The sequence below is a fragment of the Halohasta litorea genome, assembly GCF_024494645.1.
GTDB classification, from domain to species: Archaea; Halobacteriota; Halobacteria; order Halobacteriales; family Haloferacaceae; genus Halohasta; species Halohasta litorea.
In genome coordinates this window covers 63,604-89,519 of the sequence record NZ_JANHDJ010000007.1, presented here as the reverse complement: position 1 = coordinate 89,519, position 25,916 = coordinate 63,604, and the positions used below count along the sequence as shown (strand labels likewise).

The window sequence follows — 25,916 nt, the reverse complement described above, 5'->3', positions numbered from 1 at the left end:
GCCTGATAGGCGGTATCACGCTGTCGCTCGATTATGCCGCGTCGGCCCGCGTTACTCGACGAGCATCTTGCGGAGCGATTCGAAGCTCCCCGTCGAGCTCAAAAGCGACTGGTCGAGCTTATCGAGGATCGCCCGCTGGTTGAGGTAGCTGGAAAACGCGAGGATCGTCGGCGGCCACAGGCCGATAAACAGCCCGCGGGTCTTGTTCCCCTTCAGGTAGAACTGGTGCCACGCCAATAGCACTGACGCCGCCGAGGCGATCAACGCGAGATCAGCGCCGCGCGCTTCGGGCATCCCCTCGCCTGACTCGCCTGTCGTTGCCTCCGTGGCCTGCTCTACGGTTCCCGTCTCCGATTTTAGTAATGCCATGCAATCTCGCTTCGGTCGCTCGCCCTATGAAAACTCTTGGCGAATGATCCGACTGTCGACACAGCGAACGTGTTAGTATGCCCATCTCTGCGACGAATCCGACAGACGTTTTGGAGTCAGCAGTGACACATGCAGTCGGATCGGAACCGGTCGAGGCCGCTCCTTCGAGTCCAACGTGATGAACGGTTCGGACAACCCCGGGACGTTATACTGTCACAGGATAACAACGCGATGATGGCGTCGTATCCAGCCGCCTACAGTCCAACCGGCTACGGTATCCACGACGGCGAGGCGGTCGTTCGAACGCCTTGGACAGTCAAAACGCTCCAGGGCGAGAATATCGAGGTCGTCACTGCGCTGCTCGCGGCGATGGACGGGGAGACCGCAGCGAGCGATCTCGTCGACCGGGTTCCGGGGGCGACCGTGGAGTACGTCGACCTGCTGTACGACCACGGGCTCGCCTACGACGCGGCTGGGATTCCCGACGGACTGAAAGACGCGGGCTATCGGGGACTGATTGAGCCGGTGTTGGCCGCGCTCCCACCGGAGCGCCACCACGAGGTGCCCGAACGTCTCGGCTCGCAGTCGGTCGCCGTCTTCGGCCACTCGGCGGCTCTCTCGCCCGCTCTCTCCCGACTGCGTGCGGCTGACGTGACCGTTGACGACAGACCCACCGGGGAGCCGGATGTGGTTCTTTTGAGCGAGCGGCTTGAACGCGACAGCTCGTGGACCGCGGCCAACGAGCAGTGGGCCGCCTCGGAGTCGACACTGCTCAGAACGCGGCTGACAGCGAGGGGCTGGCGGCTCGGGCCGGTGTTCACGCCGAACGCACCAGCCTGTCTGGACTGTCTCTACAGCCGCGTCGATGCGAACAGGGCGGGTGGACGCCTGTTCACCGAAACGATCGGCGGCGACCCGCCGTACGCTCGGGCCTACATCGACACCGTGACCGAACTCCTGTTCCGGACGCTGCTGGGGCAGGTGCCACGCTACTTGGACGACCAGTTCGTCGTCTACGATCACTACGACCGGACGGTACGGACGCCGCGCGTATTCGCGGTTCCCCACTGCGAGGTGTGCGATGTTTAAGACCAACCACTGGGTAGTCTACGATGGCTGAGGTCGACGAGATCATCGTCACCGACGCGGAGACGGCGGACCACTCGTCGCCCGACGACAAGCGGGATGTCCTCGCGCGGCTCCAGTCGATTGCCGACCCCGAGACAGGTATTATCACGGGCGTTCGACGGGTTCCGGTGCCACCGGGCGAGCCAGCCATCGAGAGCTACGTCGTCGACCGCGAGGATTTCGCGCCACTGACCGACGGGGAAGCGATGGCGCACAATGAAGGCGGCTGTGGCTTCGACCGGGAGGGGGCGCTCGTTGCGACCTATGGCGAAGCCATCGAACGCTACTGTGGCTGTGTGTACCGAGCCGACGCGTTCCGGACTGCTTCGTATGCCGACCTCGCCGAACCTGCCCTCGATCCCACGGCGGTCGTGAACTTCTCGTCCCGACAGCGGGCAGCGATGGGTGGCCTCGACAGTCTGTGTGGGGTCAACGACGAACTGTCCTGGATCGCTGGCGAGAATCTCGCCACGGAAGCGAACACGGCCATCCCGGCCCAGCTCGTCTACCTGTCGTATCCGACGAGTGCGGAGCCGTTTATCCGAAACCCGATCTCGACGGGCCTCGCAGCGGGCTCCTCGCGGGCGATGGCGATCCGCAACGCTGTCTGCGAGATCGTCGAGCGCGACGCGTTCATGATCTGGTATCTGACCGAAACCGAACTGCCGGTCATCGACCCCGAGACGGCCCCGCCACGAATCCGGCGGCTGGTCGACCGCGTGACGGCCCACGGACTCGAACTCACCCTCCTGGACGCGACGACCGACCTCGGTGTGCCGGTCGCCATCGCGGTCGTCGTCGACCGCGAGCACCGTCCGGCGGTCACCGTGGCCGCTGCGAGTGGGCCGGAGGCGACGGCGGTGCTCGAAAGCGCGCTCGAAGAGGTGATCCAGACCCGGTTGTGGGGGGTCCGGCAGCTAGATCTGGAGCACTCCGCGGAGATCCCACACGATGAAATCACCTCCTACACCGAACGCGGGCTGTTCTGGTCGCCCCACGACCGGATCGCCGATCTCGATTTCTGGATCGACAGCAGCCGCGAGACGACCGTAGACGCGTTCGCGGCGGACGAACTCTCCAGCAACGAGGTCGTCGACCGGATCACGGCGGCGGGCTACGACTGCTACGGGGTAGACGTGACGACGCGCGACATTGCTGGGCTGGGATTCACGGTCCAGCGTGTGATCGCCCCACGGCTCCAGCCGCTGTATCTCCTGGAGCGACTGCGCTACCTCGGCGGCGACCGACTCTTCGAGGTGCCGGTCGAGATGGGGTATCGAGAGACGCAGCCGACCGAAGCGGCGCTCAACACGGTTCCACACCCTTTCCCCTGAGATGTCACGACTCCCACCCCTCGACGACGCGGCATTCGACTTCCTCTACGAACTGTATCACAAGAACCTCCCGCCGCTGGTCGCCGACTCCGCGCTCGAACCGGCGTCGACCGCCGACCAGTCGACCGATACCATTTATAAAACCTACCGGCGGGCCGAGACCGTTCCGCTCGGCGACACCGCGGACTCGCCCCTTTTAAACAGCCTCCAGCAGCGGGCGTCGTACACCGGGTCGACCGAGCGACGGCCGATCACCGACACGGAGTTGGCGACGCTCCTGGAGTATTCGTACGGCGAAATTCGAGCAACCGAGCGGGGCGAGCCACGCCGTCCGGTTGCCTCCGGGGGTGCGCGGTATCCGCTGGAACTGTATCCGATCGTCGTCGACTCGCCGGATATCGAGGCCGGGATCTACCACTACAACATCCGCGACGGCGCGCTCGAACTGCTCCAACAGGGTGACTATTCGGACTGGATTCGGGATACGTGGACGTGGATCGGCGACGCCGACCCGGTTTCGGCGGTGGTCGTGATCACGGCACGCCCGGCACGGTCGGCCGAGCGGTACGGCGAGATGGGGTATCTGTTCGCTGCGGTTGAAACCGGTGCGGTCATCCAGAACCTCCAGCTCGTTGCGACCGACCTCGGGATCGGGAGCCGACCGCACAACGGCCTCGATTACCGCGCGCTGCGGCAGCAACTCCGGCTGCGGAGCGACGAGTACCTCATGTCGACGGTCGCCTTCGCGGGCACGGCTCCGAGCGATGGCGATTGACCCCGATCCGGCAGTCGCAACCTGGAGGACGAAGTCGACGGACAACCACCAAACCGTTTTACTCGGACATCTCGAATAGCCGAACCGAAAGCCATGTCACTGGGTCTCAAGATCATCAACGGGATCTCGAAGTGGATCCGCGACTCCGTCGGCTCGGAGGCCGAAAACCGCGGCGAGAACGACGCCGATGAGTCCGATGGGAACGACACGGACGGGGATGAGACGGACGACGGATCGGATGACCGTGACTCTCCGGTCTGCTGTTCGGCCGCGAGCAACACCGACCTGACAGTACTCGACGAACAGTAACAGTAGTCAGGACGACTCTTCGGGAACGTGGCTGTGGCCGCAGTTGGGGCATTCGACCTCCTCGGCGCGGAGTTCGGCGCTCTCGGCCCGGACTTCCCGCATCACCGACGAAATGCGTTCTTCGGCGTCGAGTTCGTCGGCGACCGCGAGGTCGACGCCCTCGACCTCCAGGAGGAACTTGGCGACCTCCGTCACTTCGTACATTAGCTCGTCGAGTTCTTCGGCCGTGAAGAAGCCCGACATCGCGCCGTAGAGGAACGTCGACCCGGCTTTCGTCACCTTGCCCTCGAACGACGAGCGGGCCTGGTTGACCGCTTGCGGGGTGTAGGTGTCGGTCATAAAGGGAATCAGTCGAGGGAGGTTCTCGCCGATCTTGGTCATCTCGACGCCGGTTTCGGTGCGGAAATCCGCACAGAGCCGGGCGATCGCCCACTCGCGGGCGGTGATGTATGTCCGATCTCGGAGGAACTCGTTGACCCGGTCGTACTGCGCGCCGTCCATTTTGGTAAAGCGCTCGTATTTCCTGACATCCGACGGTATCGACTCCGACTCGGTTCGTTCCTCGCTCTCAGCGCCGGGTTCGGTCGGTGTGTCGGCGGATTCGGTGTCGGTCTCCGGCGTCGACTCGTCGGCAGGGTCGCCGTCGGTGGGGTTGCCATCGGTGGCCGCCGGTTCGGCCGTCGGCGTCGCGGCGTCGTCGTCCATACCGTTGCTCCGAACGGCCGCGGCAAAAGGATTGTCGTGGCCCCGCTGGCTGGTCCCAGTGGCATCCGTCGACAGGCAACGTTTTTGAGCGGTCGCTGCAAGCCTACCGTATATGAAGGTTCTACTTGGGATCGGCGGCACCGACGGCTCGGTCGACGCACTCGACCGCACCGTCGCGCGGGCGGCCGAGGCGGGCGACGAGCTCACCGTCGCCATCGTCGAATCCGAGGGCACGGATGTGGGCCGCGAGGAGCTCGCCGAACGCGTCGAGTCCGCGGTCGCCGACACCGATCTCTCGGTTGAGGTCCGCCACGTCGAAGGCGAACCGGGCAGCAGACTGGTCGAGATCGCCGAAACCGAGGGGTTCGACGAGATCGTCCTCGGCGGGGGGACGACCAGTCCGATGGGAAAGATCTCGCTGAATCAGATCGCCGAGTTCGTCCTCCTGAACTCGCACGTCACGGTGACTCTCGTCCGATGAAATCAGACCGTCGCTACCCCGATTCCGTCTCGGGACCGTTCGAGGTGCCGCCGATCGAGTTCGTCGACCGCGAGGACCGCGAGATCGAGATCCGTCCCTACGCTGGCTCCGAGGCCGAGCAGGAGGCACTCGTCGAGATGTACTCGGCGTTCGACCCCTCCGACCGCGCCCAGGGTATCCCGCCGGGCCAGGAATCACGCATCCGAACGTGGCTCGAAAGCATCCTCTCGGAGGACTGTCTGAACGTGATCGCCTGGGACGACGGCACCGCCGCGGGCCACTCGACGCTGGTGCCCGACGGCGAGGAGGACTACGAGCTGGCGATCTTCGTCCTCCAGGACTTCCAGGAGGCCGGGATCGGCACCCACCTCATCGAATCGCTGCTCGGCCACGGAGCCGAACACGGCATTAAAAAGGTCTGGCTCACCGTCGAGCGGTGGAACCATCCGGCCGTCTCGCTGTACAAAAAGGTCGGCTTCGAGACGACCGGTGCCGAGAGTTTCGAACTCGAAATGGCGATCCGACTCCACGAGGACGACTAACGCCCGCCGTCAGACCGACAACACCGGCTGACTCGCATACAGCAGGACGTACTCGGCGGCCTTCTCTAAGACATCGCTTTCGGCATCAGTCGCTGGTTCCCGCGGGACGACGATGAAATCCGCAGCGAGCTGTTCGGCCGTATCGAGGACGACAGTTCCGGGGTGGAGCGTTTTGACCTCCGTCGAAAAGCCCGCGGCGATCGACGTCGAGATCTCGACGTCGGCGTCGGCCGCGATTTCGGTGACGCGGTCGCTGAAGGCCTCGGTGTCGTCGGCGACATCGCCCTCGTCGACCGCGCCGCGGTCGATCGCCCGCACGGTCGGCTCCCCGAGCACGTAGAGGGCGTGGACGGCCGCCCCGTAGCTGTCGGCGATCGTGACCGCGTACTCGACGGCTGTCTCTGACTCCTCGCTTCCGTCGATCGGGACGACCACGAGGTCGACTTCGAGTTCCGCCATACGAGTGGCTTTCTCGGTGATCCTCAAAAACACTCCCCTCCCGGGTGGGATGTCGCCTTTTATGGTAGCCGCCGCCTAACGGGCGGGTATGTTCGAGACGATCCTGATTGCGACCGACGGCTCCGACAGCGTCCGCCGAGCGGTCGCGGTGGCGTTGGATCTCGCCGACCGCTTCGATGCAACGGTCCACGCGCTGTCGATCGTCGACGCAGGCGAGGTCGACTCCTCGCCGGAGGCCGTCAGCGAGCAACTCAGAACGGCGCTCTCCGAGCAGGCCGACGAGGCGCTGACAGCGATCGCGGCCTCCACCGACCAGCCGGTCCAAACCGCCGTCCGGGAGGGCCGCCCTGCCACCGAGATCAGCAACTACGCCCGCGAGATCGATGCCGATGTGGTCGCCACCGGGACGCGCGGTCGGCACGGCGAAAACCGATTTTTAATCGGGAGTGTCGCCGAACGCGTCGTCCGCACCTGTCCGGTCCCCGTGCTGACGGTCCGGCAGCTGGAGGCCGCCGACGAGGGTTCCGAAGCCGAGGCCGCCTAATCGTCGGTCGCTCCCGCCCGATCGAAACACGCGGGGTTTTCCCGGTCGACGCCGTGGAGTCCGTATGGACGAACAACTCATCAAAAGCGGCGACCTCCCGCTGCGTCGCCGCTCGCTTTTGCCCGGAACCGGTTTCTTCTATCCTGATTCGCTCGACGAGGATCGCGCCGAGGAGCGTGCAAAGGAGGCCATCGAGGGGAGCGAGGCCGTCGTTGTCACCGACTCGGACGCCGACGGGCTGGGCTGTATCGCACTCATCCGCGAGCTGTACGACGCCGCCCTCGACGTCGACCCGTTCCTCGAAGAGATCGAGGGGCGACTCTCAGACGACGAGGACGAAGCAGCTGACGCCGAGGAAGCTGACGCCGAGACCGATGACGAGGATGCGGAATCGGAGTCCGAATCGTCGGTCGCGCTGCTGGCTTCGGGGCCTCACTCGTTGACCGAATCCCTCGAATACGTCGCCGAGTACGCCGCCGAGGGCGTCGATGTCTTCGTCTGTGATATTGCACCCGACGAGTACAGCGCGATCGCCGAGCCGCTGGAAACTATTCGGGCGCTGAGCGATCGGGTCTCGTGGTACGACCACCACCAGTGGCCCGAGGAAGTCGCCGAAGCCGTCGGCGAGGCCGGTGTCGACCTCGTGGTCGGCGACTCCGACGAGGAGTGTAGCACGGATGTCGCCCTGCGCTCGCTCGACTACGAGTTCGACGAGCGGTTTACCGAACTCGCCGAAGTGACACGCGACCACGACCTGTGGCTCAACGACGACCCCCGGAGCAAGGATCTCGCGGACTACGCCTACTGGACCTCCGCCGAGGAGTACGCCGCAGTAGTCGGTGCCTACGGGGCTGACTTGCCCGGAGTAGTCGACGACTACATCGCTCACCGCCGCGTCGAGAAGGAACAGTTGATCGAGTTGGCCGTCGAGCGGGCGGCGTACAAATCGATTGGGCCGTGGACCGTCGGCGTTACCTACGGCCGGTGTTCGCAAAACGAGGTCGCCGACGGGCTGCAGGCCGCGGGTGCCGACGCGGCGGTCATCGTCAAACCCTCCGGCAGTGCGTCCATTCGCGGCGGCGAGGGCTTCGAGTCGGCCCATCTGGTCGCCCGGCAGGTAGAGGGCGGCGGCCACCCCAAAGCGGCGGGCTGTAAACCCGATATCTACGACGACATGATGGATTACGCCTACCACTGGACGACCGAGGGTGAGACGGCCAAACGCGTCATCTTGGCGGCGTTCCGCCGGGTCGCCGAAGACGTGGCAGCGGACGAAGACGCCGAACAGGAGACAGCCGAGACCGAGTAGTCGACTCGTTATACTGCCCGTTTCGTGCCATCAGGTGGCTTCTTCGTAGGCGTGATAGGTGAGCTGAACGCTGACGATCGTTCCTCCGCTGTCGGGGGTTTCGATGGTGAGGTCGCCGTCGTACATCTCGACGATCCACTTGACGAGCCAGAGGCCGAGTCCGCTGCCGTGTTGCAGCTGGCTGATCGGTTCGGTGCTCGTGATGACCTCCGTTTCGGCATCAGGGATTCCCGGTCCATTGTCGATCACCGATAGTTCGATCGTCGACCCATCGATCTCGGTGGCTTCGACTCGCACGTGGGCTGGCTGACTGCTGTAGCGGATCGCGTTGTCGATGAGGCTCTCGAAGACGGCTTTGAGTCGGCTGTCGGCACGGACGACCAGCGATGACGGGAGGTCGACGACGATCTCGGGGTCGTCGAACTGCCTGCTGCAGGTGGTGACAACGTCTTCGACGATCGGAACAACGTCGACCGATTCGAGTTCCGGCGGGTTTCCGAGGACGTTTTCGACGGTTTTGGCCTCGTCGCTGAGCCGTGCCAGCTTCGTCGCTGCCTCCTTGATAACGGCCGCCGCACGCTGGGGCTCGTCTCCCTCGGTTTCGGCCATAATCGATTCGGCCTTCCCGAGGACGACGTTGACTTCGTTACGGAGGTTGTGCCGGAGGATGCGGTGGAGAACGTCGATATGTCGCTTCCGGCGGAGTTCGTCGCTGACCTCTGTGTAGATCGCAAACCCGTGGTCTCCGGTCGTTGAGGCTCCCTGATAGATGAACGTCCGGCTGCCGTCGACCGTGATGCCACGGACGAATCCGACGGCCGAGAGCCCGGTTGCGGCCCGCTGGCCGAACTCGCTTCTCTCCTGTTGTTCGGTTATCGGCACGATGAAGTCGTTCAACGGACGCCCCTCGATTGCTGCGGTCTCGTAGCCGAACACGTCGGTGAACGTTCGGTTGACGTCGACGATTCTCGGTACCTCGTCGTCGAGGACGAACTCGACGACCGCATCCTCGATCTGGTCGAACAACCGTCTGAATCGGTCTTCGGCTGTTATCTTTGGATTCATTGGTGGCGAAGTCGACAGCAGCTATCCTGGACACGCCGAGCGAGTGTCCGCTCCCCACACGATCCGCCCTCGACACGTGTGTGTCCGATTCATTTCTACTATGATAATTGAACACAGGGCACAAAAAATTGCATTATTATCACAATTTAGGATCAAATATAAAAACAATACAACCTAATATCTGTTTTACTACTCCCTTGGAGCCGAGCGCTCTCACCGGCGCAGGGCGAAGGTGTCCGCAGTTGTCGATCCCGCCGGGTCGCTCTGCTGCCCCGATATTTATTATCCTGTAAACTACAAGAACTAGCGTGGTTTACGAGACAGCAAACAGGACGATAGCCGACGCCGTCGACACCGTTCTCGATGGTGGCCAGATCGACCGCACAACTGCGATCGCGCTGTTGGCCCAGCCGGTCGACGAGCTGGCCGCTGCGGCCGACGCGGTCCGGGCAACCCTCGGCGACGGGACCGTCGACGCCTGTAGTATCGTCAACGCCAAAGCGGGCAACTGCGCCGAGGACTGCGGCTTCTGTGCCCAGTCGGCCCATTTCGACACTGGGATCGACACCCACGGCCTGCTCGATCCCGAGGCGATCCTGGAGGCTGCCAAACGCGCCGAACGGGACGGGGCCCAGCGGTTCGGGATCGTCGTCGCCGAAAAGGGTGTCAGTAAGGACAAGCGACCCGACGAGTGGGCCGACGTGATCCACGCGATCCGACTGGTTCGGGACGAAACCGACGTGGAAGTCGACGCCTCGCTGGGCTTGCTCACACAGGAGGAAGCCGACATCCTCGCAGCCGAGGGACTCAACCACTACAACCACAATATCGAGACCTCGCCGCGGTACTTCTCGGAGATCGTCTCGACCCACACCTTCGAGGATCGGCTCAAAACCCTGCGCCGAGCGAAAAACGCCGGGATGGACCTCTGTGCGGGCGTCATTTTGGGGCTGGGCGAAACGCCAGCCGACCGTGTCGACGCCGCCCTCGAACTCCGGAAGATCGGCGTCTCCTCGCTGCCGGTCAACATCCTCAATCCGATCGAGGGGACGCCGCTCGCCGATCGGGAGACGGCGGCGATCTCGAAGACCGATCTGATCAAGACGATCGCCGTCTACCGGCTGCTCCATCCGACCGCCCGCGTCCGACTCACCGGTGGTCGGGAGGTCAACCTCGCCGAGGACGAACAGCACTGGCCCTTCGAGGCAGGTGCCGACGGCCTCCTGACTGGCGACTACCTCACAACTGGCGGCCAGTCGGCAGCGACGGATCTGGCGGTCATCGAGCAGGCCGGACTCCGGCCGAATATGGCGGCCAACGAGTTCGATCCCGAGGCGGTCAAACCCGGTCAGTCGGTGGCTAACACGAGCGACAACTGAGTAGCCACCGTCTACGTAGCGACGCTACCGACAGGCTACTGTCGGCTGCCAGCCAGCCACTTGTGGCTGAAATTCACGCCACAGGAACAGTGGGCGTAGGCGTGAATCACGTCGCCCTCCTCGTACATCCCCCCGACCTCCTCGTTTTGGGCCTCCGCGAACGACAGCACGAACTCGATGTTGTGGTCGCCGTCGTCACCATCGTCGTCCGGACAGACGCCGCCAGCGAGCGTCGACTCGATCTCGCCGTCCCGGCCCATCGCCTCCTTGGCGAACTCCATCGCACCGATACCGGTCGCTTGCTGGAAGGCGTTGCGTCCCGCCTCGCCGGGAACCACCAGCACGATGCCGGTGTCGACTTCCTCGCCCGCACTGCCGAGGTTGTGGTCGCCGCCCAGTTGGCTCTCGTCGATGTGGATCGCCACGTCGTCGAGCCGCTCGCCCGCGAGAAACTGCTCCAGTTTGTCCATACCCCGCCTCCGGTCGCCATCCCTATATGAACTCTCACTTCGGGACGGTAGCCACCGCCTACGTATCGTACCGACCGCCTACTCGTCGAGGTTCTCGGCGATCGACGACAGCGAGGAGCGCGGCCCCTGTGTGACCGTATAAATGGCTCGTTCGCCCGGCGGGCGGAGGCCGTACTGTTCGCCTGCGACGACCGTATCGAACTCGACGCTGTTGCCCGATTCGCGCCCGAGTTCGCGGAGCCACTCGGCCAGTCGGTTCTCACCCTCGCCGGTGGTCTTGGCCAGCCGCCTGTTGTCGTAGGCTCCACGGACCAGGAGGCCACGTGTGTCCTCGGCGACGACCGCGTGGTACTCCGTGTCGTCGAAGACGAGCCGTATCGCGTCGCCAGCCGCGAGTTCGTCGCTGGCAGCCTCGGGGAGTCTGATTCCCTGTCGGCGCGCGCTGCCGAGTCGGACGAGTTCGGCGCGGGCGGTGTCGACGGCTTCGCTGTCGCTGGGGAGTCGGTTGCTCATGAGAAAACTCGAAGGCGGGTTACTCGTCGTCGTCGCTCTCGCCGAGTACCTCGGCGACGCCCTCGTCGCTGTCGGTGACTTTGGCGTTGATCTGGGCGGTCTCGTCGGAGACCTTGCGGCCGCGGACCGTGATCCGTTTCCGCTCGCCGTCGCGGCTCGGCTCGAAGCCGACGCCGCCGTCGAGAAGCAGCTGTTTGATGTTCGAGCCGGGGACGTTCTCACGCATTGGTCGACCGGTCTCGTCGGAGCCACCGGTGATTTCGAGGGTGTAGCCGTCGAGTCCGACCGCGCCACCGTCGACTTCTTCGCCGATGTCTCGGCCGACGAATCGGTTCGCGTCCTGTCCGTCCACGTCAAGCTGGTAGGTAGACCCGTCTTCGGGGTCGGCGACGACGACTGTGAAATCTGCCATACGTGACTTCTCTCGATGGGCGATAAAAAGCACGTCGAAAGCAGGTTCGGGTTTGTGCGGCTCTCGATGGCGACTCTCGGCGACTATGAGGCGGAGTCGGACTCGCTGTCGACCAACAGTCGCCCGACCAGTGGCTCGATCGGCCGGGTCAGCGTCTCGACCTCGTAGGCGTACTCGCCGCCTGCGAGTTCGTCGACAACGAGCGTCTCGACGCCACCAGCATGAACGGTGACACCGCGGTTGTCGGCCGCGAGCCGCTCGCCGTCGCCGTCGGCGGTACTGATCGAGAGGCTGTAGGGGACCGGCGTCGGGTTCTGGAGGGTTACCACGACGCTGTCGCCTTCATATGCCCGGAAAGAGACGCCACTGCGTGCAGCCAGTTTGCCGTCGACGCGCCACGCCGAGTTACCGACGGAGTTTCCGTCGGCCTGATTGAAATCCCCGATGACACGCTCGTAGGCTCCGAGTCGGAGCGTTACCCGGCCGTCGCGTTCGGTCAGGTCGACCTGACTGACGACCTCTTTCCCCCGGCTGCCGCCGCTGCCGCCGTCGGAGCCGTCGCCGCCATCTCCTGGATCGTCGGCCAGGTCGGCCGACTGGACGGTCGACTCCTCGTCGTCGTTGCTGTCGTCGTTGAAATAGCTGATCGCGTCCGCCCCATCCGTCTGTGCTGCGGTTACACCCGTTATCCCGGCGACCCCGAGGATCGCCCCGCGTATCAGTGCCCGTCTGGATGTCTCTGTCTGCCCGGTAATGGTGTCTAAGAGATCCATCTGTCGCCCACTTAGTGACCGGTGTGTAACCCCCGTCGCCGGTTCCCAACTGCTGGGAAACGACCCCAGCGTTTATATATGACTCCGGCTCGGCGGTCGTCGACCCGCTGGCGGCGGGTTCTGCGAACAATCACAACCCATAGGTCACCGTACCGTTTCGGGTCCGGTATGGAACTCGGCGTTATCGGACTTGGACGGATGGGACGGATCGTTGTCGACCGAACACTGGCGGCGGGCCACGACGTGGTCGCCTTCGATCTCGACGACGAGGCGGTCGAATCGGCAGCCGAGGCGGGCGCGACGCCCGCCGATTCGATCGTTGATCTGGCCGCGGAACTCGGCGACGACAAACGTATCTGGCTGATGGTGCCCGCGGGGAAGGCGGTCGACGCCACCCTCGACGATCTCGATCCCCATCTCACCGAGGATGACGTGGTGGTCGACGGCGGCAACTCGCATTTCGAGCGCTCGCTTGATCGGGCTGAGGCCTGCCCGGCGGCGTATCTCGACTGCGGGACCAGCGGCGGGCCCGCAAGCGCCGAAGAAGGCTTTTCACTGATGGTCGGCGGCCCGCAGTGGGCTTACGACGAACTCGTTCCCGTCTTCGATGCGGTCGCTACCGGGCCGGATGGCCACGGATACATGGGGCCGTCGGGGGCGGGCCACTACGTGAAGATGGTCCACAACGGCGTCGAGTACGCGCTGATGCAGGCCTACGGCGAAGGGTTCGAGCTGCTGGCCGACGGCCGCTACGATCTGGATCTCGAAACTGTCGCGCGCACGTGGAACAACGGCGCGGTGATCCGGTCGTGGCTCCTAGAGCTCTGTGAGGAGGCCTTCGTCGAGGAGGCCACCGAGGACGACGCCCTCAGTGATGTCGACGATTACATCGCCGGTGGCTCGACCGGCACCTGGACCGTCCAGGAGTCCCTTGAACAGGAGGTTCCGGTCCCACTCATTTATCAGGCGCTCGCCGAGCGGTTCGACAGCCGGAACGAAGGGCGCTTTTCGCGGCGGCTGGCCAATCGGCTCCGCTACGGCTTCGGTCGACACGAAGTCGCCCGGCGGAGAGAGGACTGACCCAGCGCTCGGCGGTCTCGTAACGTAATTAAACCCCGATTCCGTACGCCCACACATGGTTGATCTAGTGGCGGTCAGTATCGCAGCGGGTGTGGTCGGCGTGCTTGCCATTCTCCACTTCACCAACGGAACCGGGTGGGAAGCCAACGCCGACATCTCCCAGGAGATCCTCGACACACGGGCCGCCAGCGTCCCCGAGACGAGCTTCCCCGAGCCGATGAACCGCTCTATCGGCGGCGGTGGCGGTGCGGTCCCCGCCGTCGGCGAGGCGGGCGGCCAAGAGGGAGCCGAACTCGAAGAGGCCGAGGAGGAATCCCAGAGCCCGGCCGATATGCCGGAAGACGAAGTCGAGTACTTCGATATTGAACTCGAAAAAGAAGGCGAGACCATCGAGGTCGCCAGCAACGAGACGATCCTCGACAAAGCCGAAGACGAAGGCTTCGACCTCCCCTACGCCTGCCGACAGGGTCAGTGTGTCTCCTGTGCGGCCCATACCCCCGATGGCCCGGCCGAAGACCACGTGATCCACTACGAACAGGAAACGTTCACCGAAGAGGAAATGGAGGAGGGCTACATGCTGACCTGTGTCGCCTATCCGATCGACGACTTCACGCTCGAAACCAACGAAGCACCGTAGCGACGGCCCGCCGACCGCCACTCCCTTTTCGTTCAATTTGGCTGTTTCAAGAGTACTCCCGGCCGACCTTTCAGGCTATTGGCCGCTCACAGACTGTCTTCGATGGTCTCGCCGCTGTCCTCGCGGTCGAAGCCACGCACCAAGCCGAGCGCGACAGCGACCGTTCGGAGCTCCCCGACCTCGATTTCCCCGAACGCCGCGAGCAGGTCGTTGCCCGCCGAGACTCGTTGCCGTGCGGTCGACCTGTCGCCCTCGCTGATGGCTTCGGCAGCCTCCTGCATCGTTTCGGCGGCCCTCTTTCCGATCGTTACGCGCTCGATACGACTGTCGAGAGCCGCAGTGAGCGCCGACAGCTCGACGGTCTCCAGCGGCGGGTCGGCCGCCAACTCGGCGGTTCGATCCCGTGCGGTCCGAAACGCATCGCGGGCAGCCCCAAACGCGCCCGCGGCTGCCTCGAAGCGCTCGATCGCCGCGTCGTAGGCCTCGTCGTTCCACTCGCTGATCCCCGCGTTGAGCTCTCCGACCGCCTCGTTGGCCCGCTCGCTGGCTCCGATCGCAGTCTCCCAGATGTCGATACGGATCTCGTAGCGGGGAATCCGATCCTCGGGGTCGTTCGACATGATCTCGCGGGACTCGTCGTCGTGGCCCAATCCCAGAATGTGGCCGATCTCGTGTTTGGCGGTCGTCCGAACCGAGCCGAAGGGGCGGTCGGCGGCGACGACGTAGGCGGTCACCGGTCGTGGGAGGCGGTTCTCGGGGCGGATAAGTGGCGCACAGCCCAGTACGTCGCTGTTGTAGTTTTCGACGCCGCTGCAGTCCTCGGCGCTGTCGACGTAGGCCAAGACGAGATCGCCGCCCTCCTGGACGCGCTCGAAGTCGATCTCGAAGCCAGCATACCGGCTGCTCTCGGTGGCCCAGAAATCGAGCACTTCGGCCGCGTTTGCCTCGATATCGTGGTCGGTCGTTCCGCGGTCCTCGATGCGAACGGCGACCGTCGAATCCGCGAACGGATGGCGGCCGTTCGAGCCGATCCCCGGCAGGTCGACCGCGGTGCAGCCAGCCACACAGCCCAGACAGCCCGTCGAGGCGGCGAGCAGCTGGCGTCGGTTCATTGTTCCGTCTTCGAAACACGATAGTATACCTCTTGTGACGATCCGGGCGGCAGTGACCGACCGATCAGGCGCGGGGTTTGTCGCACCGGGCGCACAACCGCACAAGGACTTATATTGTACCCGTCGAACGGACACCAATGACGGACTCACTTCGGTCGACGCTCGAAGACCTCCCGCCGAGCGCAAAACTCGTCTACAAAACCCTCGAATACGAGGGGCCGCTGACCCAGGGCCAACTCGCCGAGCAGTCGCTTCTCCCGGCTCGAACCGTTCGGTATGCGCTCTCGACGCTGGAAGACGAGGGCGTCGTCACCGAAGAACTGTATATCCAGGATGCCCGGAAACGGCTCTACTCGCTTGCGGCCGCCCAGTCGGACGACGCCGAGGAGTCCGGAGAGTTCGAACCCTCCATCTCGGCGGTCAACTGAGCCATCGTATCCGGACTGGCTGCCATGACAACCCGTATTATCCCATAGTTCGAACCAGCTATCAATGGAACTCGTTTCTGTCGCCGCCATCGCCGACAACCGCGTGATCGGCGACGACGGCGAACTCCCGTGGCCGTCGATTCCGGCCGACAAACAGCAGTACCGCGAGCGGATCGCCGCCGATCCCGTAATCTTGGGTCGCCGAACCTTCGACTCGATGCGGGAGGACCTGCCGGGGAGCCACCAGATCGTCCTCAGCCGGAGCCACGGCGCCTTCGATGTCGACACCGCCCACCACGCTGGGGGCGTCGAGGCGGCAATCGAAATCGCCGAGGCACTCGGCGCCGAGCGGGCTCACGTGATCGGCGGCGGTGTGATTTACGACCTGTTTCAGCCCCACATCGACCGCATGGTGCTGAGTCGCGTCCACGGCAGCTACGAGGGCGACACCTACTATCCCGAGTGGGACGAGAGTGAGTGGCAACTGGCCGACGAGACGGAGTACGATCGGTTTCGGCTCCAGGAGTGGGTTCGCGCCGACACCGGAGCAGACCGCGACCAATGACTGGCCGAGATCCGATCGTTTAGCACGCGATACCGATGACCGCCTCGAGGTCGGCGACAGCCCCGACCGGGGAGGGGTGCGATCGGAGGCCGACGACACCGACGCGGTGGTGTCGAGGCTGGCAGGGCTGGGCGTGTTTGCGGCCACGACCGAGCCGACCTACTGTCTCGAGTATGCCTGCGGTCACCGGTTAGCAAGCGACTACTGGTCTGCTGGTGCCGAAATCGTCCCGTTGACAGTACAGTCGACAAGCGAATCACCGCCTGGCTGTACCGTCGTTCGTCTCGATCAGCTCGTCGAGATTCCCCAGTGTGAGGTCGGTCCCCTTGCTTTCGCCCGGGAGGATGTCACCTAACGATGCGCCGAGGGCAGCGGCCGCCCAGACGACTGTTATTCGGGCGAAGACCGCTGCTGTTGTCGGATCGCCGATATCCATCCGCCCCCACAGCACCATGAGCCCCGCGCTGGTCAGAAACGATATTAGTAAGACGCCGACTAACCGGCGCGGGACGAGGCCGAAGATCGGGTTGACGATCCGCACCTCCCGGAAGTCGACCGCATAGATCAGCCCCGTCGTCAGCGTGATGACGAACAGCACGTGGGCGACGAGATAGACGGGGACGCCAGCGACCAGCACCGTCAGAAAGTGGTCGGCGATCACGAACACGCCGTCTTCGACCAGCAACGGCAGCGCGAAGATGATGCTGCCGACGAAGGCCTCGCCGAGATCTCGGGTAGTGTACTTGTCGATCTGGTCGTCGAGGAACTCTCCGCCGGGGAGCCGTTCGATGAGGTGTTTGGTCTCCTGGAGCTCCCGGTGCTGTTCGGGGGTCTCGATCGTCCCTTCGAGCTCGTCGAGCTGTGAGAGGACCTCCTGGAGCTCGACATCGCCCTCCCGAGAGCTGTCGTCGCGGCCCATAGCTGACTAAGACCGATCGGTGACTAAAACGTACCGTCGATCCGTCTCGGATGGGATCGCAACCCGTTGTCGGTGCAGGCTCCGACTGGAGTGTCCGAGTTCGTGGCTCCGGTGTCCGTCTCTTTTATTAACACCGGTTGTGAAACGTTCACTATCACTGAGTACTCTGCGAATGAAGATCAAATATCGGTTTCTACTGGTGTTTGTGCTGGTGACAGTGATCACCGCAGCGGTACTCGTCGGCACCTTCGATAGCTACCGGAACGATCTTCGCGCCGATGTCGCCGAGACGACCGAACAGGAGGTCCAAACGGCCATCGCGGTGCTCGACAGTCGCCTTTCGGACCAACGACAGAATGTCGAAACCGTCGCCACTAACACCGCGCTCCAAGCTCACGGAGATCTCCGTCAGGAGGCCGCATTGTCGGCGTTCGTCACCGAGTCGACGTTCAGCGGTGCCTCCGTCGTCGACGCCGACGGGCGGATGGTCGCGATCGCGGGCGTCGACAACGGGAGCCGTGCGGCAGTCGTCGGCCAGTCGTTCACCGACCGCCGCTACGTCCGGCGTGCGCTGGCTGGCGAGACCTACATTAGCGATCCGTTTCTGGCCGACACCGGCAACCACATCGTCGTCATCAGTACGCCGCTCCGTGACGACAGCGGTGACGTTGTCGGCGCGGTTAATGCCGCCTACGATCTCACCGAGACCGAGCTTTTCAGCCCGCTCGAAACTACCCACGAAGAGATCGGGCTGACCGTCACCTCCAACGGAACCGTCCTCCACTCGACGGCCGAGGGGTTCGGTGGGAGCGCCACCGCCACCGGATCGCTGTCGACGACCGACTGGATCGTGACGAGCCACTACGACGAGGCAGCGATCGATGCGGAGCTTCGGCAGTTGGCGACGCTCCATCTTCTCGTGTCGATCCTCCTCATCGGCACGATCACCGGTTTCGGCATCTGGATCTACCAGTCGGAGATTCGCCACACTGAGCGGCTCCACCGGCGGATCGACAATCTCGAAGCCCGCACCTACGACGACGACATCGAGTTCGACGGCTCGACCGAGTGGCGGGGGATTGGCGACGCCCTCGACCGGCTCGCGACGACGTTGGCCCGCCGCGAACAGATGCTGCTCGTCCTCAACCGGTTCCTGCGGCACAACCTCCGCAACGATCTCAACGTCGCGGTCGGGCATGCTGCCGACATCAAGCGGGAGGCGACCGCCGAGGACGAACAGCAGCGCGCCGAGACGATGGAGTCGGCGATCGATAGCGTCCTCTCGACGGCCGACCGGGTTCGACTGACCGAGCGGCTGATCGACCCCGCCGCCACCGACGACCGGCCGGTCGATCTCGTCGGACTGCTGACCGACCGGATCGAGGAGACGACTGCCGACTCCCCGGCGCTGACGGTCACGCTCGATGCCCCCGAGCAGGTGTGGGTTCGCGGCGGCGAGACGCTCTCGTTTGCCATCGAAGAGCTCCTCGCCAACGTCGCCGCCCACAGCAAACCGAACCCGGTCGCCCGGATCTCCGTCACGACGACCGGGAACTACGTCACCGTTCGGATCGCCGACAACGGCCCCGGTATTCATCCCGACGAGGCTGCGGTCATCACCGGCAACCAGGAGATCACGCCGCTCCAACACAGCAGCGGGCTGGGGCTGTGGCTCGTCAACTGGATCGTTCGCCGACACGACGGCCAGCTCAGCATCCCCGAGACCGACGACGGAACGACGGTCGTTATCACGCTGCCGCGAGCCGACCCCGACGAGACCGTATAACAGCCGTCAGCCGAACAGCTGGCGGGCGCTGTCGACTGCTCAGCTTTTGTGCTGCGTTCGCTCGCGGTGCTCGCTCACTCGACAAAAGCTGGACCAAAAGCCCTCGTCATCCCCTCCGGGGAGGCCTCGGGACCCAAACAGGGATGTGATCAGCCGAACAGCTGGCGGGCGCTGTCGACCGCCTCGACCAGCGCATCGATCTCCTCGCGCGTGTTGTAGATGTAGAAGGACGCCCGCGCGGAGGCGGCGGTCCCGAGGGTATCGTGGAGCGGCTGCGTACAGTGGTCACCGGCGCGGATCGCCACCGCGTAGTCGTTGAGGATACTGGAGAGATCGTGGGCGTGGACGCCATCGACGTTGAACGCCACCAGACCGCCGCGGTCGTCGCCCGGCGGGCCGTAAATCTCGACATCGTCGTGGTCGCTCAGCCGGTCGTAGGCGTACTCGGCCAGCAGTTCCTCGTGGGCCTGGACGTTTGCCATCCCGATGTCGTCGAGGTAATCGATGGCCGCGTGGAGGCCGACCGCCTGGGCGATGTTCGGCGTTCCGGCCTCGAACTTCCACGGCAGGTCTTCCCACGTTGAGTCCTCGTAGGTGACCTTTCGGATCATGTCGCCGCCATAGAGGTACGGCTGCATCGACTCCAGGATCGCTTCTTTGCCGTAGAGGACGCCGATCCCCGTCGGGCCGAGCATCTTGTGGCCCGAGAAGGCATAGAAATCCGCATCGATCGCCGCAACGTCGACCGGCCGGGTCGGCACTGCTTGGGCCCCATCCACGAAGGCGTAGGCACCGACGTCGTGGGCCATCTCGGTGATCTCCGCGACGGGGTTGACCGTCCCGAGGGTGTTGGAGACGTGGACCAGCGAGACCATCTCGGTCGACTCATCGATCAACTCGGCGGCGTGGTCCATGTCGAGTCGTCCGTTCTCGTCGACCTCGATGAACCGAATCTCCGCACCGGTGCGTTTGCAGATCTGCTGCCACGTCACCAGCGAGGCGTGGTGTTCCATCTGGGTGGTGATGACCGAATCGCCGGGCCCGAGTTCTTCGAGGCCCCACGCGTAGGCGACGAGGTTCATCGACTCGGTGGTGTTTTTGGTGAAGACGATCTCCTCGCGGCCCTCGGCGTTGATAAACTCCGCCACGCGGTCGTGGGCCTCCTCGTAGGCCACGGAGGCCTCCTGGCTCAGCTGGTGAATCCCGCGGTGAACGTTGGCGTTGTAGCCGTAGTAGTAGTCGACGATCGCTTCGACGACCGGCCGCGGCGTCTGGCTCGTCGCGCCGTTGTCGAGGTACACCAGGGGTTCGGTGTCCTCGCTGCTCTCACCGGGCGTGGTCACGTCACCGCCGACCGTGCGGTCCAGGATCGGGAAATCCGCCCGAATCGCCTCGACATCGATCGGATAGCTCTCCTGCGTACTCATTGTGGTTCCGTAGGAACGCCGGGGGTAACACGTCTTCGGTCTCATGGCTGTGGTGTAACTGTATTCGGTTTCAACCGAGGAAAAACGAGGTCGTTTGTGGGTGTTAGCCGCCGCCTACTGCGGGCTCACTGGGCTCACCGGCGCGGTCGACCGCGGTACTCTCCGTGGTCGTTTATAAATCATCCCGCCGCACTGATCACATCCAGAGCAGTTGGGCGTGGAGCGTACCATCGACTTCCAGGACGCGATCCTCGTCGACGATTCCGGCCTCGATCGCGACGGTGACGGCCCGCTCGCCGACGATGTTGGCGACATCCGCCCGCGTGAGCCCGTCGACGACCGCTGTGTCGTCAGCCTCGACGGCCTCCTCGCCGCCGTAGAACTCCTCGGTGACTTCTAGCTGTACGGGGTCGTCGACGTAGGTTTCGCCGAGACAGGCCTCGTCGCAGACCGAGACGAGCAGGCCCTCGGGCGTCTCGCGCTCGCGGAGGAGCATTTAGAACTCCTCGGTGAGCTCTTCTTCGGCGGCTGCACGCAGCTCGTCGGCCTGTTCGACGGCCTCCTGGGCGGCCTCTTCCTCGCCGAGTTCCTCGTGGGCCAGTGCTTTCTCTTCGAGGATATCCGCGTTCCGCATTCCCAGCCGGATCGCGTTGTCGAACGCGTTGACCGCGTCCTCATACAGGCCCCGCTCCGAGAGGAAGAATCCGCGGTTGTACCACGCCTGCGGAAATCGTGGGTCGATCTCGACGGCGCGTTCGGCGTGTTCGAGGGCCTCCTCGGTCCGGCCGTACTCCCACAGCGCGTAGGCGAGGTTGGTCTCGGCGCTGGCGGCGTGTTCCGAATCGTCGTCGATCCGGAGCGCCTCCTGATAGGCTCCGATCGCCGCGTCCCACTCTTCGAGTTGGGCGTGGGCCGCGCCCTTGTTGACGCGGGCCTCCTGGGCCTCCAGGGAGTCCTCGTCGGCGAACTGGGCCGCCCGCTCGAACGTTTCGGTTGCCTCCTCGTAGCGGTTGATGCCCATATACGAGAGCCCGACGTCGATCAGCTCCTCGACGTCGACTTCGTCCGACGAGATGTTCCGTTCGTCGAGAATGTCGGCCAGTGCGTGTGCGTTGACCGGGTCGATCTGGGTTCCGTCCCCCGACAGCTGTTCGGGATCGAGCGTGAACTCCTCGTAGTCGTCGTCGACCCCTTGTCCCGCGGAGAACTCGTGAGAACGCTCCTCTGGCTCGTCTGTCATAGGGGAGTTTGGCAGCCATCTCGGGTAAGGGTTACGTCGGCAGCCGTGGAAGTCATCGGACTGTCGTGACCGCCACCGGCGACCGACGGAACACCTTCTGGGCGACGTTGCCGATCAGGAAGCCACGGGCGATATCTTCGCTGTGTTTGCCGTGGCTCCCCATGACGACTGCGTCGTAGTTTTGGGCCCGGTTCACGATCGCGCGCGCTGGATCACCGACGCCGACTGCCGTGTCGATGTCGACGCCGTGCTCGTCGGCGAGGCGCTGGGCGCGCTCGAAGACCGGCTCGGCGCGCGCTTCGGCCGCCGCATCGATATCGTCTTCGAGTGCGAGACTCACCGCATCGCCCATCATCATCGTCGCGCTGCCGACGACGTGGAGCACGGTTATCTCTGGGTCGGCGTACATCTCGATCGCGTATTCGAGGGCTCGTTCCGCCATCGACGAGTTATCCATCGGGACGAGAATCCTGGAGACCATACCCCAACCACGGACCGAACGATCATAATCTCGGTTGCCGCGGGACTCGACTGTCGGGCGGGTGGCTCGGACACTGCTGTCGGCCGACGGGATGGGACAGCTCAGTCGTGGCGATGCTGCTGTCGGTACCGCATGACGGCCTGTTCTTTCATTTTCGCCTCGATCATCACGTCGACCCTGTTGCCGTGGAGGTGGATCGGCCCCGCCACGTAATCCGAGTGGTTCCGCGGCGAGACGGTGGGGTCGGCCTCGTGGAGCCGACGGGACTCGCTGTAGTGGACGATCGGCCGGATGTCGTCGGGCCACGTCTCGACCGCCAGTTCGAGGGCCTCGCGGTAGCTCAGTCCCCGGTCGGTGAACTGGTGGTGGAGTTCGTCGTACACGACGGGAAGGCCGATCTCATCGTGGACCGACTCGACCAACTCGGGGACGCTCCACAGCGACTCCTTGTCGTCGTTTTCGACCGTTAGGCGGTCCCTAACCGCGAGTGAGAGGCGGCCGACGGCCTCACAGAAGCGGTCGCCGGTCGCCGCTTTGTCGCTGTAGTGGGCTCCGATGTGGATGTTGATCGAGTTGTATGGGGTTCGGGACAGCCCCATCGCGTCCATCAGATCGCCGTGGCATTCGAGGTCGATGATCGAGTTGTCGACGACCGACTCGGTGGGGCTGGCGAGCTTGACGAAGTGGTCCGGGTGGAACGTGAGCCGGAGGTCGTGACGGTCGGCGAGGTCGCCGATGTCGGTGAGGATATCTAAGACAGTCTCGCTGTTGGGGAGCTCTTCGAGATCGTACTGGCTGTACCACGGGATGAGATCCGAGGAGATGCGATAGAAGCGAATGTCGTGGTCGACGTTCCACTCGATGATTCGGCGGAGCCCGCGGCAGTTCTGCTCGGCGAGTTCGCCCGCGTACGGCAGCCCACGGTCCTCGAAGGTCGCCTGCTGCATCCCGCGGTTCGTTCTGATATCCTGCTCGCGGAGCGTTCGGTTCAGTGCCGCGTAGCCGAACTGTGGCGTCGCTTTCGCGGTCCCACCCGAATGTGTAGAATCAGTCGACACGGTTGCCCTTCGTAGGTTCTCGTCGAACCTATCGGTTCCGTTCTCCGGCGTCTCCAGCCTCAGATTTCACTTTCAGTTCGCGGTTAACGTCCTTTTATATCCCCGCGGAGCGTAGCCGATGCAATGGCCACACAGTCAGATATCGAAGGGCTTCCGGGCGTCGGTCCGGCGACCGCAGACAAACTCGCCGACGCGGGGTTCGACTCCTACAACGGACTGGCAGTATCGAGCCCCCGCGAACTGGCCGACGCCGCCGATGTCGGTCAGGGCACGGCATCGGATATCATCAATGCTGCCCGCGAGGCCGCCGACGTCGGCGGCTTCGAGAGCGGGTCGACGGTCCTGGAGCGCCGAAACGAGATCGGCAAGCTCTCGATGGGCGTGCCCGCAGTCGACGAGCTGCTCGGCGGCGGCGTCGAAACCCAGTCGATGACCGAGGTCTACGGGGAGTTCGGCGTCGGCAAATCCCAGATCAGCCACCAGCTGGCGGTCAACGTCCAACTCGACCAGGAACACGGTGGCCTTGCGGGCCGGGCCGTCCTAGTCGACACCGAGGACGCCTTCCGCCCCGAGCGGATCGACGACATGGTTCGGGGACTCGACGACGAGATCCTGGAGGCGGAACTCGACCGACGCGAGATCGAGGGCACGCCCGACGACGAGGCGGCGATGGACGCGCTGGTCGACGACTTCCTCCAGTACATCCACGTCGCGCGTGCGTTCAACTCCGACCACCAGATGCTGCTGGCCCAGACCGCAGCCGATCTCGCCACCGAGTACGAAGACGACGACCGGCCGGTGCGGCTGGTGGTCTACGACTCGCTGACCGCCCACTTCCGGGCGGAGTACGTCGGCCGCGGCGAACTCGCCCCGCGCCAGCAGAAGCTGAATCGGCACATCCACGACCTCCTGCGGATCGGCAGCCTCCACAACGCCGCGATCCTCGTGATGAATCAGGTCCAGAGCAACCCCGACTCGTATTTCGGTGACCCGACCAAACCGGTCGGCGGCAATATCCTCGGCCACGCCTCGACGATCCGGGTGTATCTCAAGAACTCGAAAGCCACCAAACGCGTCTTTCGGCTGGTCGATGCCCCAAATCTGGCAGATGGCGAGGCGATTCTGCGCGTCGAAGGCGGCGGGCTGAAACCCGAATAGCTCACATATTGACGTCTTCGATGTGATCGGAGACGACGGCTTGGCCTTTTGCGGAGAGCTCCATCGCGCCGTCGACATCCCGGATCAGATCCTTGTCGCGGAGTTGGTCCAGGATGATTTGGGTTTCGGTGACATCGCCGGTCAACAGCTGGCTGAGGTCGGCACGACCGCCAGCACTGTACAGCGTGACCAGCGCCTCGATCTGCTCTTCGGTGAACTCGAGGTCTTCGAGCTCCTCCATCAGCTCGCTGTATTCGAGCTTGAGGAACCGACCCAACAGATTCAGCTTCCGGTTGTTGGGCAGGGTGATGATCGTGGTCAGGGTCGTCCCGCCGGAGGCGTGGTCGACCGAGAGTGCGGGCCGGACCTTGCCGCCGAGATCACGCTTCTCGCGGCTGAAACTGGTCACCGACCCCAGATCGATGTCGAAATCCCCGCCGTTGCCGTCCAGTCGGAGGGTACCCTCGCTGAGCTTGAGTTTCATCTTTCGGTCGCCAGCGTCGGTGACGCGACCACCCCGTTTCGCGGGGTGTTTGACGATCACCGTCTGGCCGCTGAGTACGACCTTGAAAAATACCGTCTTGAACCGCTCGACGTTCTCGCCTTTGCCTTCGATGATCGCAGTCAGTTTGCTGTCGCCGTCGCTGTAGGCGATGGTGACGGTGTCGCTGAAGAACTCCGCGAGCGCTGGGGGGACCGTGCCGAGGTTGACGTCGATTACCTTCGACAGTGGGATCGTGGTTTTGAAGTCACCTGTCGCAAGCACGAGTCGCTTGTGGCTCAACAGGATGCGTCCGGAAACGGGCTCGGCCGATGTCACGTCCGTCGTGTGGAATCGGCCGACGAAATCCGCCACCACTGTCTCGCTCATTACCTGCCTTTGTATGTTGTGTCCTCTTGACTGTTTCGCGCGACAGCCGCCGTGGGTATTTATACCCTTCTGCCGACTCCCCGCGTTCTGTGGTTCGCGAGAACTCACAATGTGCGTACGTTTTCGGTCGACCGAATGACGGAACAGCAAACTCTAATGGGATGGGTACCCAATCGTGAACTGATGCCCACGGTAACTTACCTAAATTACGAGGTACTCGACGACGAAGGCTGGGAGATCGACGACGACGATCTCTTCGCAAACGCAGAAGACGCAGGTCTCGATGAAGAGGACTTCGGCTCGCTTGAGGTCAACGAAGGCGAGTATATCCTCGAAGCCGCCGAGGCACAGGGCTACGACTGGCCCTTCTCGTGCCGCGCCGGTGCCTGTGCGAACTGTGCGGCCATCGTCAAAGAGGGCGACATCGACATGGATATGCAGCAGATCCTCTCCGACGAGGAAGTCGACGAGAAGAACGTCCGACTCACCTGTATCGGAAGCCCTGCTGCCGACGATGTCAAGATCGTCTACAACGCCAAACACCTCGACTACCTGCAGAACCGCGTTATCTAACGACGGCTGCACAC

32 protein-coding genes are annotated in these 25,916 nt (G+C 64.0%); 16 read left to right on the top strand and 16 right to left on the bottom strand.

Features of this window, described 5'->3' with window-relative positions; genetic code table 11:
• Window positions 1–51: 51 nt before the first annotated feature.
• Window positions 52–369, bottom strand: a complete 318-nt coding sequence (locus tag NO877_RS15985) for a hypothetical protein (protein ID WP_256397351.1) — start codon at window positions 367–369, stop codon at window positions 52–54.
• Window positions 370–603: 234 nt separating this feature from the next.
• Between NO877_RS15985 and NO877_RS15980 the strand changes: the two genes are divergently transcribed.
• The 4 genes from NO877_RS15980 (at window position 604) to NO877_RS15965 (ending at window position 3,915) form a co-directional block, all read left to right on the top strand.
• Window positions 604–1,458: a hypothetical protein gene (locus tag NO877_RS15980; protein ID WP_256397350.1), complete on the top strand. Its 855-nt coding sequence runs from the start codon at window positions 604–606 to the stop codon at window positions 1,456–1,458.
• A 23-nt stretch (window positions 1,459–1,481) separates the two neighbouring features.
• Window positions 1,482–2,831 (top strand): YcaO-like family protein, encoded by a 1,350-nt coding sequence (locus tag NO877_RS15975; RefSeq protein ID WP_256397349.1) that lies wholly within the window; start codon window positions 1,482–1,484, stop codon window positions 2,829–2,831.
• A gap of 1 nt (window position 2,832) precedes the next feature.
• Entirely contained in the window at window positions 2,833–3,606 is a 774-nt protein-coding gene (locus NO877_RS15970; RefSeq protein ID WP_256397348.1) for a SagB/ThcOx family dehydrogenase, read from the top strand.
• Window positions 3,607–3,699: 93 nt separating this feature from the next.
• Entirely contained in the window at window positions 3,700–3,915 is a 216-nt protein-coding gene (locus tag NO877_RS15965; RefSeq protein WP_256397347.1) for a hypothetical protein, read from the top strand.
• Between the two features lie 6 nt (window positions 3,916–3,921).
• Here the strand turns inward: NO877_RS15965 and NO877_RS15960 are convergent, their stop codons facing one another.
• The gene (locus NO877_RS15960; protein WP_256397346.1) at window positions 3,922–4,620 is read right to left on the bottom strand and encodes a DUF5806 family protein; all 699 of its coding nucleotides are present in this window, start codon (window positions 4,618–4,620) and stop codon (window positions 3,922–3,924) included.
• A 112-nt stretch (window positions 4,621–4,732) separates the two neighbouring features.
• On the opposite strand from NO877_RS15960, the gene NO877_RS15955 reads away from it, so the two are divergent.
• Together NO877_RS15955 and NO877_RS15950 are read left to right on the top strand one after the other, a co-directional pair.
• On the top strand, window positions 4,733–5,101 hold the full coding sequence (locus tag NO877_RS15955; protein WP_256397345.1) for a universal stress protein: 369 nt from the start codon (window positions 4,733–4,735) through the stop codon (window positions 5,099–5,101).
• Window positions 5,098–5,643, top strand: a complete 546-nt coding sequence (locus NO877_RS15950; RefSeq protein ID WP_256397344.1) for a GNAT family N-acetyltransferase — start codon at window positions 5,098–5,100, stop codon at window positions 5,641–5,643. Before NO877_RS15955 ends, NO877_RS15950 begins: the two co-directional genes overlap by 4 nt.
• Window positions 5,644–5,652: 9 nt before the next feature.
• On the opposite strand, the gene NO877_RS15945 is transcribed toward NO877_RS15950, so the two are convergent.
• Complete coding sequence (locus tag NO877_RS15945; RefSeq protein ID WP_256397343.1) at window positions 5,653–6,102, bottom strand: universal stress protein; 450 nt, start codon at window positions 6,100–6,102, stop codon at window positions 5,653–5,655.
• Window positions 6,103–6,190: 88 nt separating this feature from the next.
• Between NO877_RS15945 and NO877_RS15940 the strand changes: the two genes are divergently transcribed.
• Both NO877_RS15940 and NO877_RS15935 read left to right on the top strand, forming a co-directional pair.
• Window positions 6,191–6,646 (top strand): universal stress protein, encoded by a 456-nt coding sequence (locus tag NO877_RS15940; protein ID WP_256397342.1) that lies wholly within the window; start codon window positions 6,191–6,193, stop codon window positions 6,644–6,646.
• 64 nt (window positions 6,647–6,710) lie between these two features.
• Window positions 6,711–7,955: a DHH family phosphoesterase gene (locus NO877_RS15935; RefSeq protein ID WP_256397341.1), complete on the top strand. Its 1,245-nt coding sequence runs from the start codon at window positions 6,711–6,713 to the stop codon at window positions 7,953–7,955.
• 30 nt (window positions 7,956–7,985) lie between these two features.
• On the opposite strand, the gene NO877_RS15930 is transcribed toward NO877_RS15935, so the two are convergent.
• The gene (locus NO877_RS15930) at window positions 7,986–9,020 is read right to left on the bottom strand and encodes a PAS domain-containing sensor histidine kinase (RefSeq protein ID WP_256397340.1); all 1,035 of its coding nucleotides are present in this window, start codon (window positions 9,018–9,020) and stop codon (window positions 7,986–7,988) included.
• Between the two features lie 308 nt (window positions 9,021–9,328).
• Between NO877_RS15930 and bioB the strand changes: the two genes are divergently transcribed.
• Window positions 9,329–10,399, top strand: coding sequence for a biotin synthase BioB (gene bioB, locus NO877_RS15925; RefSeq protein WP_256397339.1), 1,071 nt, complete (start codon window positions 9,329–9,331; stop codon window positions 10,397–10,399).
• A gap of 35 nt (window positions 10,400–10,434) precedes the next feature.
• Here bioB and NO877_RS15920 read toward each other — a convergent pair whose 3' ends face one another.
• The 4 genes from NO877_RS15920 to NO877_RS15905 form a co-directional block, all read right to left on the bottom strand.
• Complete coding sequence (locus tag NO877_RS15920) at window positions 10,435–10,869, bottom strand: DUF5807 family protein (RefSeq protein WP_256397338.1); 435 nt, start codon at window positions 10,867–10,869, stop codon at window positions 10,435–10,437.
• A 78-nt stretch (window positions 10,870–10,947) separates the two neighbouring features.
• The gene (locus NO877_RS15915; RefSeq protein ID WP_256397337.1) at window positions 10,948–11,382 is read right to left on the bottom strand and encodes a DUF7112 family protein; all 435 of its coding nucleotides are present in this window, start codon (window positions 11,380–11,382) and stop codon (window positions 10,948–10,950) included.
• Between the two features lie 19 nt (window positions 11,383–11,401).
• Window positions 11,402–11,794 (bottom strand): 30S ribosomal protein S6e, encoded by a 393-nt coding sequence (locus NO877_RS15910; protein WP_256397336.1) that lies wholly within the window; start codon window positions 11,792–11,794, stop codon window positions 11,402–11,404.
• A gap of 83 nt (window positions 11,795–11,877) precedes the next feature.
• Window positions 11,878–12,567, bottom strand: a complete 690-nt coding sequence (locus NO877_RS15905) for a hypothetical protein (RefSeq protein ID WP_256397335.1) — start codon at window positions 12,565–12,567, stop codon at window positions 11,878–11,880.
• Window positions 12,568–12,735: 168 nt separating this feature from the next.
• Here NO877_RS15905 and NO877_RS15900 point away from each other — a divergent pair, with 168 nt between their 5' ends.
• On the top strand, window positions 12,736–13,647 hold the full coding sequence (locus NO877_RS15900) for a decarboxylating 6-phosphogluconate dehydrogenase (RefSeq protein WP_256397334.1): 912 nt from the start codon (window positions 12,736–12,738) through the stop codon (window positions 13,645–13,647).
• 55 nt (window positions 13,648–13,702) lie between these two features.
• Window positions 13,703–14,284, top strand: coding sequence for a 2Fe-2S iron-sulfur cluster-binding protein (locus tag NO877_RS15895; protein WP_256397333.1), 582 nt, complete (start codon window positions 13,703–13,705; stop codon window positions 14,282–14,284).
• 86 nt (window positions 14,285–14,370) lie between these two features.
• Here NO877_RS15895 and NO877_RS15890 read toward each other — a convergent pair whose 3' ends face one another.
• Window positions 14,371–15,396, bottom strand: coding sequence for a zinc metalloprotease (locus tag NO877_RS15890; RefSeq protein ID WP_256397332.1), 1,026 nt, complete (start codon window positions 15,394–15,396; stop codon window positions 14,371–14,373).
• A gap of 137 nt (window positions 15,397–15,533) precedes the next feature.
• Here NO877_RS15890 and NO877_RS15885 point away from each other — a divergent pair, with 137 nt between their 5' ends.
• On the top strand, window positions 15,534–15,824 hold the full coding sequence (locus NO877_RS15885) for a helix-turn-helix domain-containing protein (RefSeq protein ID WP_256397331.1): 291 nt from the start codon (window positions 15,534–15,536) through the stop codon (window positions 15,822–15,824).
• Window positions 15,825–15,888: 64 nt separating this feature from the next.
• Entirely contained in the window at window positions 15,889–16,389 is a 501-nt protein-coding gene (locus tag NO877_RS15880; RefSeq protein WP_256397330.1) for a dihydrofolate reductase, read from the top strand.
• Between the two features lie 256 nt (window positions 16,390–16,645).
• Here NO877_RS15880 and NO877_RS15875 read toward each other — a convergent pair whose 3' ends face one another.
• Complete coding sequence (locus NO877_RS15875) at window positions 16,646–17,308, bottom strand: DUF2391 family protein (protein WP_256397329.1); 663 nt, start codon at window positions 17,306–17,308, stop codon at window positions 16,646–16,648.
• 172 nt (window positions 17,309–17,480) lie between these two features.
• Between NO877_RS15875 and NO877_RS15870 the strand changes: the two genes are divergently transcribed.
• On the top strand, window positions 17,481–19,094 hold the full coding sequence (locus NO877_RS15870; protein WP_256397328.1) for a sensor histidine kinase: 1,614 nt from the start codon (window positions 17,481–17,483) through the stop codon (window positions 19,092–19,094).
• A gap of 149 nt (window positions 19,095–19,243) precedes the next feature.
• Here the strand turns inward: NO877_RS15870 and NO877_RS15865 are convergent, their stop codons facing one another.
• From NO877_RS15865 to uvsE, 5 genes are all read right to left on the bottom strand, one after another.
• Entirely contained in the window at window positions 19,244–20,521 is a 1,278-nt protein-coding gene (locus NO877_RS15865) for an aminotransferase class V-fold PLP-dependent enzyme (RefSeq protein ID WP_256397327.1), read from the bottom strand.
• Window positions 20,522–20,717: 196 nt separating this feature from the next.
• Window positions 20,718–21,017 carry a DUF424 domain-containing protein gene (locus NO877_RS15860; protein WP_256397326.1) on the bottom strand — a complete coding sequence of 100 codons (300 nt, stop codon included), beginning with the start codon at window positions 21,015–21,017 and terminating at the stop codon, window positions 20,718–20,720.
• Window positions 21,018–21,761 (bottom strand): tetratricopeptide repeat protein, encoded by a 744-nt coding sequence (locus NO877_RS15855; RefSeq protein WP_256397325.1) that lies wholly within the window; start codon window positions 21,759–21,761, stop codon window positions 21,018–21,020. It abuts the gene before it with no gap.
• Between the two features lie 52 nt (window positions 21,762–21,813).
• Window positions 21,814–22,242 carry a universal stress protein gene (locus NO877_RS15850; RefSeq protein WP_256397324.1) on the bottom strand — a complete coding sequence of 143 codons (429 nt, stop codon included), beginning with the start codon at window positions 22,240–22,242 and terminating at the stop codon, window positions 21,814–21,816.
• A 101-nt stretch (window positions 22,243–22,343) separates the two neighbouring features.
• A complete protein-coding gene (uvsE, locus tag NO877_RS15845) occupies window positions 22,344–23,300 on the bottom strand; it encodes a UV DNA damage repair endonuclease UvsE (RefSeq protein ID WP_256397323.1) in 957 nt (318 codons plus the stop codon).
• 123 nt (window positions 23,301–23,423) lie between these two features.
• On the opposite strand from uvsE, the gene radA reads away from it, so the two are divergent.
• Window positions 23,424–24,458 (top strand): DNA repair and recombination protein RadA, encoded by a 1,035-nt coding sequence (gene radA, locus NO877_RS15840; RefSeq protein ID WP_256397322.1) that lies wholly within the window; start codon window positions 23,424–23,426, stop codon window positions 24,456–24,458.
• Window position 24,459: 1 nt separating this feature from the next.
• On the opposite strand, the gene NO877_RS15835 is transcribed toward radA, so the two are convergent.
• Window positions 24,460–25,329, bottom strand: coding sequence for a CheF family chemotaxis protein (locus NO877_RS15835; RefSeq protein ID WP_256397321.1), 870 nt, complete (start codon window positions 25,327–25,329; stop codon window positions 24,460–24,462).
• A gap of 183 nt (window positions 25,330–25,512) precedes the next feature.
• Here NO877_RS15835 and fer point away from each other — a divergent pair, with 183 nt between their 5' ends.
• Complete coding sequence (gene fer / locus NO877_RS15830; protein WP_256397320.1) at window positions 25,513–25,902, top strand: ferredoxin Fer; 390 nt, start codon at window positions 25,513–25,515, stop codon at window positions 25,900–25,902.
• Window positions 25,903–25,916 lie beyond the last annotated feature (14 nt).

Excerpts from the sequence above, each read along its gene's own strand:
- NO877_RS15985 (WP_256397351.1), bottom strand. The coding sequence starts at position 369 with ATGGCATTACTAAAATCGGAGACGGGAACCGTAGAGCAGGCCACGGAG.
- NO877_RS15980 (WP_256397350.1), top strand. The coding sequence starts at position 604 with ATGGCGTCGTATCCAGCCGCCTACAGTCCAACCGGCTACGGTATCCAC.
- NO877_RS15975 (WP_256397349.1), top strand. The coding sequence starts at position 1,482 with ATGGCTGAGGTCGACGAGATCATCGTCACCGACGCGGAGACGGCGGAC.
- NO877_RS15970 (WP_256397348.1), top strand. The coding sequence starts at position 2,833 with ATGTCACGACTCCCACCCCTCGACGACGCGGCATTCGACTTCCTCTAC.
- NO877_RS15965 (WP_256397347.1), top strand. The coding sequence starts at position 3,700 with ATGTCACTGGGTCTCAAGATCATCAACGGGATCTCGAAGTGGATCCGC.
- NO877_RS15960 (WP_256397346.1), bottom strand. The coding sequence starts at position 4,620 with ATGGACGACGACGCCGCGACGCCGACGGCCGAACCGGCGGCCACCGAT.
- NO877_RS15955 (WP_256397345.1), top strand. The coding sequence starts at position 4,733 with ATGAAGGTTCTACTTGGGATCGGCGGCACCGACGGCTCGGTCGACGCA.
- NO877_RS15950 (WP_256397344.1), top strand. The coding sequence starts at position 5,098 with ATGAAATCAGACCGTCGCTACCCCGATTCCGTCTCGGGACCGTTCGAG.
- NO877_RS15945 (WP_256397343.1), bottom strand. The coding sequence starts at position 6,102 with ATGGCGGAACTCGAAGTCGACCTCGTGGTCGTCCCGATCGACGGAAGC.
- NO877_RS15940 (WP_256397342.1), top strand. The coding sequence starts at position 6,191 with ATGTTCGAGACGATCCTGATTGCGACCGACGGCTCCGACAGCGTCCGC.
- NO877_RS15935 (WP_256397341.1), top strand. The coding sequence starts at position 6,711 with ATGGACGAACAACTCATCAAAAGCGGCGACCTCCCGCTGCGTCGCCGC.
- NO877_RS15930 (WP_256397340.1), bottom strand. The coding sequence starts at position 9,020 with ATGAATCCAAAGATAACAGCCGAAGACCGATTCAGACGGTTGTTCGAC.
- NO877_RS15920 (WP_256397338.1), bottom strand. The coding sequence starts at position 10,869 with ATGGACAAACTGGAGCAGTTTCTCGCGGGCGAGCGGCTCGACGACGTG.
- NO877_RS15915 (WP_256397337.1), bottom strand. The coding sequence starts at position 11,382 with ATGAGCAACCGACTCCCCAGCGACAGCGAAGCCGTCGACACCGCCCGC.
- NO877_RS15910 (WP_256397336.1), bottom strand. The coding sequence starts at position 11,794 with ATGGCAGATTTCACAGTCGTCGTCGCCGACCCCGAAGACGGGTCTACC.
- NO877_RS15905 (WP_256397335.1), bottom strand. The coding sequence starts at position 12,567 with ATGGATCTCTTAGACACCATTACCGGGCAGACAGAGACATCCAGACGG.
- NO877_RS15900 (WP_256397334.1), top strand. The coding sequence starts at position 12,736 with ATGGAACTCGGCGTTATCGGACTTGGACGGATGGGACGGATCGTTGTC.
- NO877_RS15895 (WP_256397333.1), top strand. The coding sequence starts at position 13,703 with ATGGTTGATCTAGTGGCGGTCAGTATCGCAGCGGGTGTGGTCGGCGTG.
- NO877_RS15890 (WP_256397332.1), bottom strand. The coding sequence starts at position 15,396 with ATGAACCGACGCCAGCTGCTCGCCGCCTCGACGGGCTGTCTGGGCTGT.
- NO877_RS15885 (WP_256397331.1), top strand. The coding sequence starts at position 15,534 with ATGACGGACTCACTTCGGTCGACGCTCGAAGACCTCCCGCCGAGCGCA.
- NO877_RS15880 (WP_256397330.1), top strand. The coding sequence starts at position 15,889 with ATGGAACTCGTTTCTGTCGCCGCCATCGCCGACAACCGCGTGATCGGC.
- NO877_RS15875 (WP_256397329.1), bottom strand. The coding sequence starts at position 17,308 with ATGGGCCGCGACGACAGCTCTCGGGAGGGCGATGTCGAGCTCCAGGAG.
- NO877_RS15870 (WP_256397328.1), top strand. The coding sequence starts at position 17,481 with ATGAAGATCAAATATCGGTTTCTACTGGTGTTTGTGCTGGTGACAGTG.
- NO877_RS15865 (WP_256397327.1), bottom strand. The coding sequence starts at position 20,521 with ATGAGTACGCAGGAGAGCTATCCGATCGATGTCGAGGCGATTCGGGCG.
- NO877_RS15860 (WP_256397326.1), bottom strand. The coding sequence starts at position 21,017 with ATGCTCCTCCGCGAGCGCGAGACGCCCGAGGGCCTGCTCGTCTCGGTC.
- NO877_RS15855 (WP_256397325.1), bottom strand. The coding sequence starts at position 21,761 with ATGACAGACGAGCCAGAGGAGCGTTCTCACGAGTTCTCCGCGGGACAA.
- NO877_RS15850 (WP_256397324.1), bottom strand. The coding sequence starts at position 22,242 with ATGGTCTCCAGGATTCTCGTCCCGATGGATAACTCGTCGATGGCGGAA.
- radA (WP_256397322.1), top strand. The coding sequence starts at position 23,424 with ATGGCCACACAGTCAGATATCGAAGGGCTTCCGGGCGTCGGTCCGGCG.
- NO877_RS15835 (WP_256397321.1), bottom strand. The coding sequence starts at position 25,329 with ATGAGCGAGACAGTGGTGGCGGATTTCGTCGGCCGATTCCACACGACG.
- fer (WP_256397320.1), top strand. The coding sequence starts at position 25,513 with ATGCCCACGGTAACTTACCTAAATTACGAGGTACTCGACGACGAAGGC.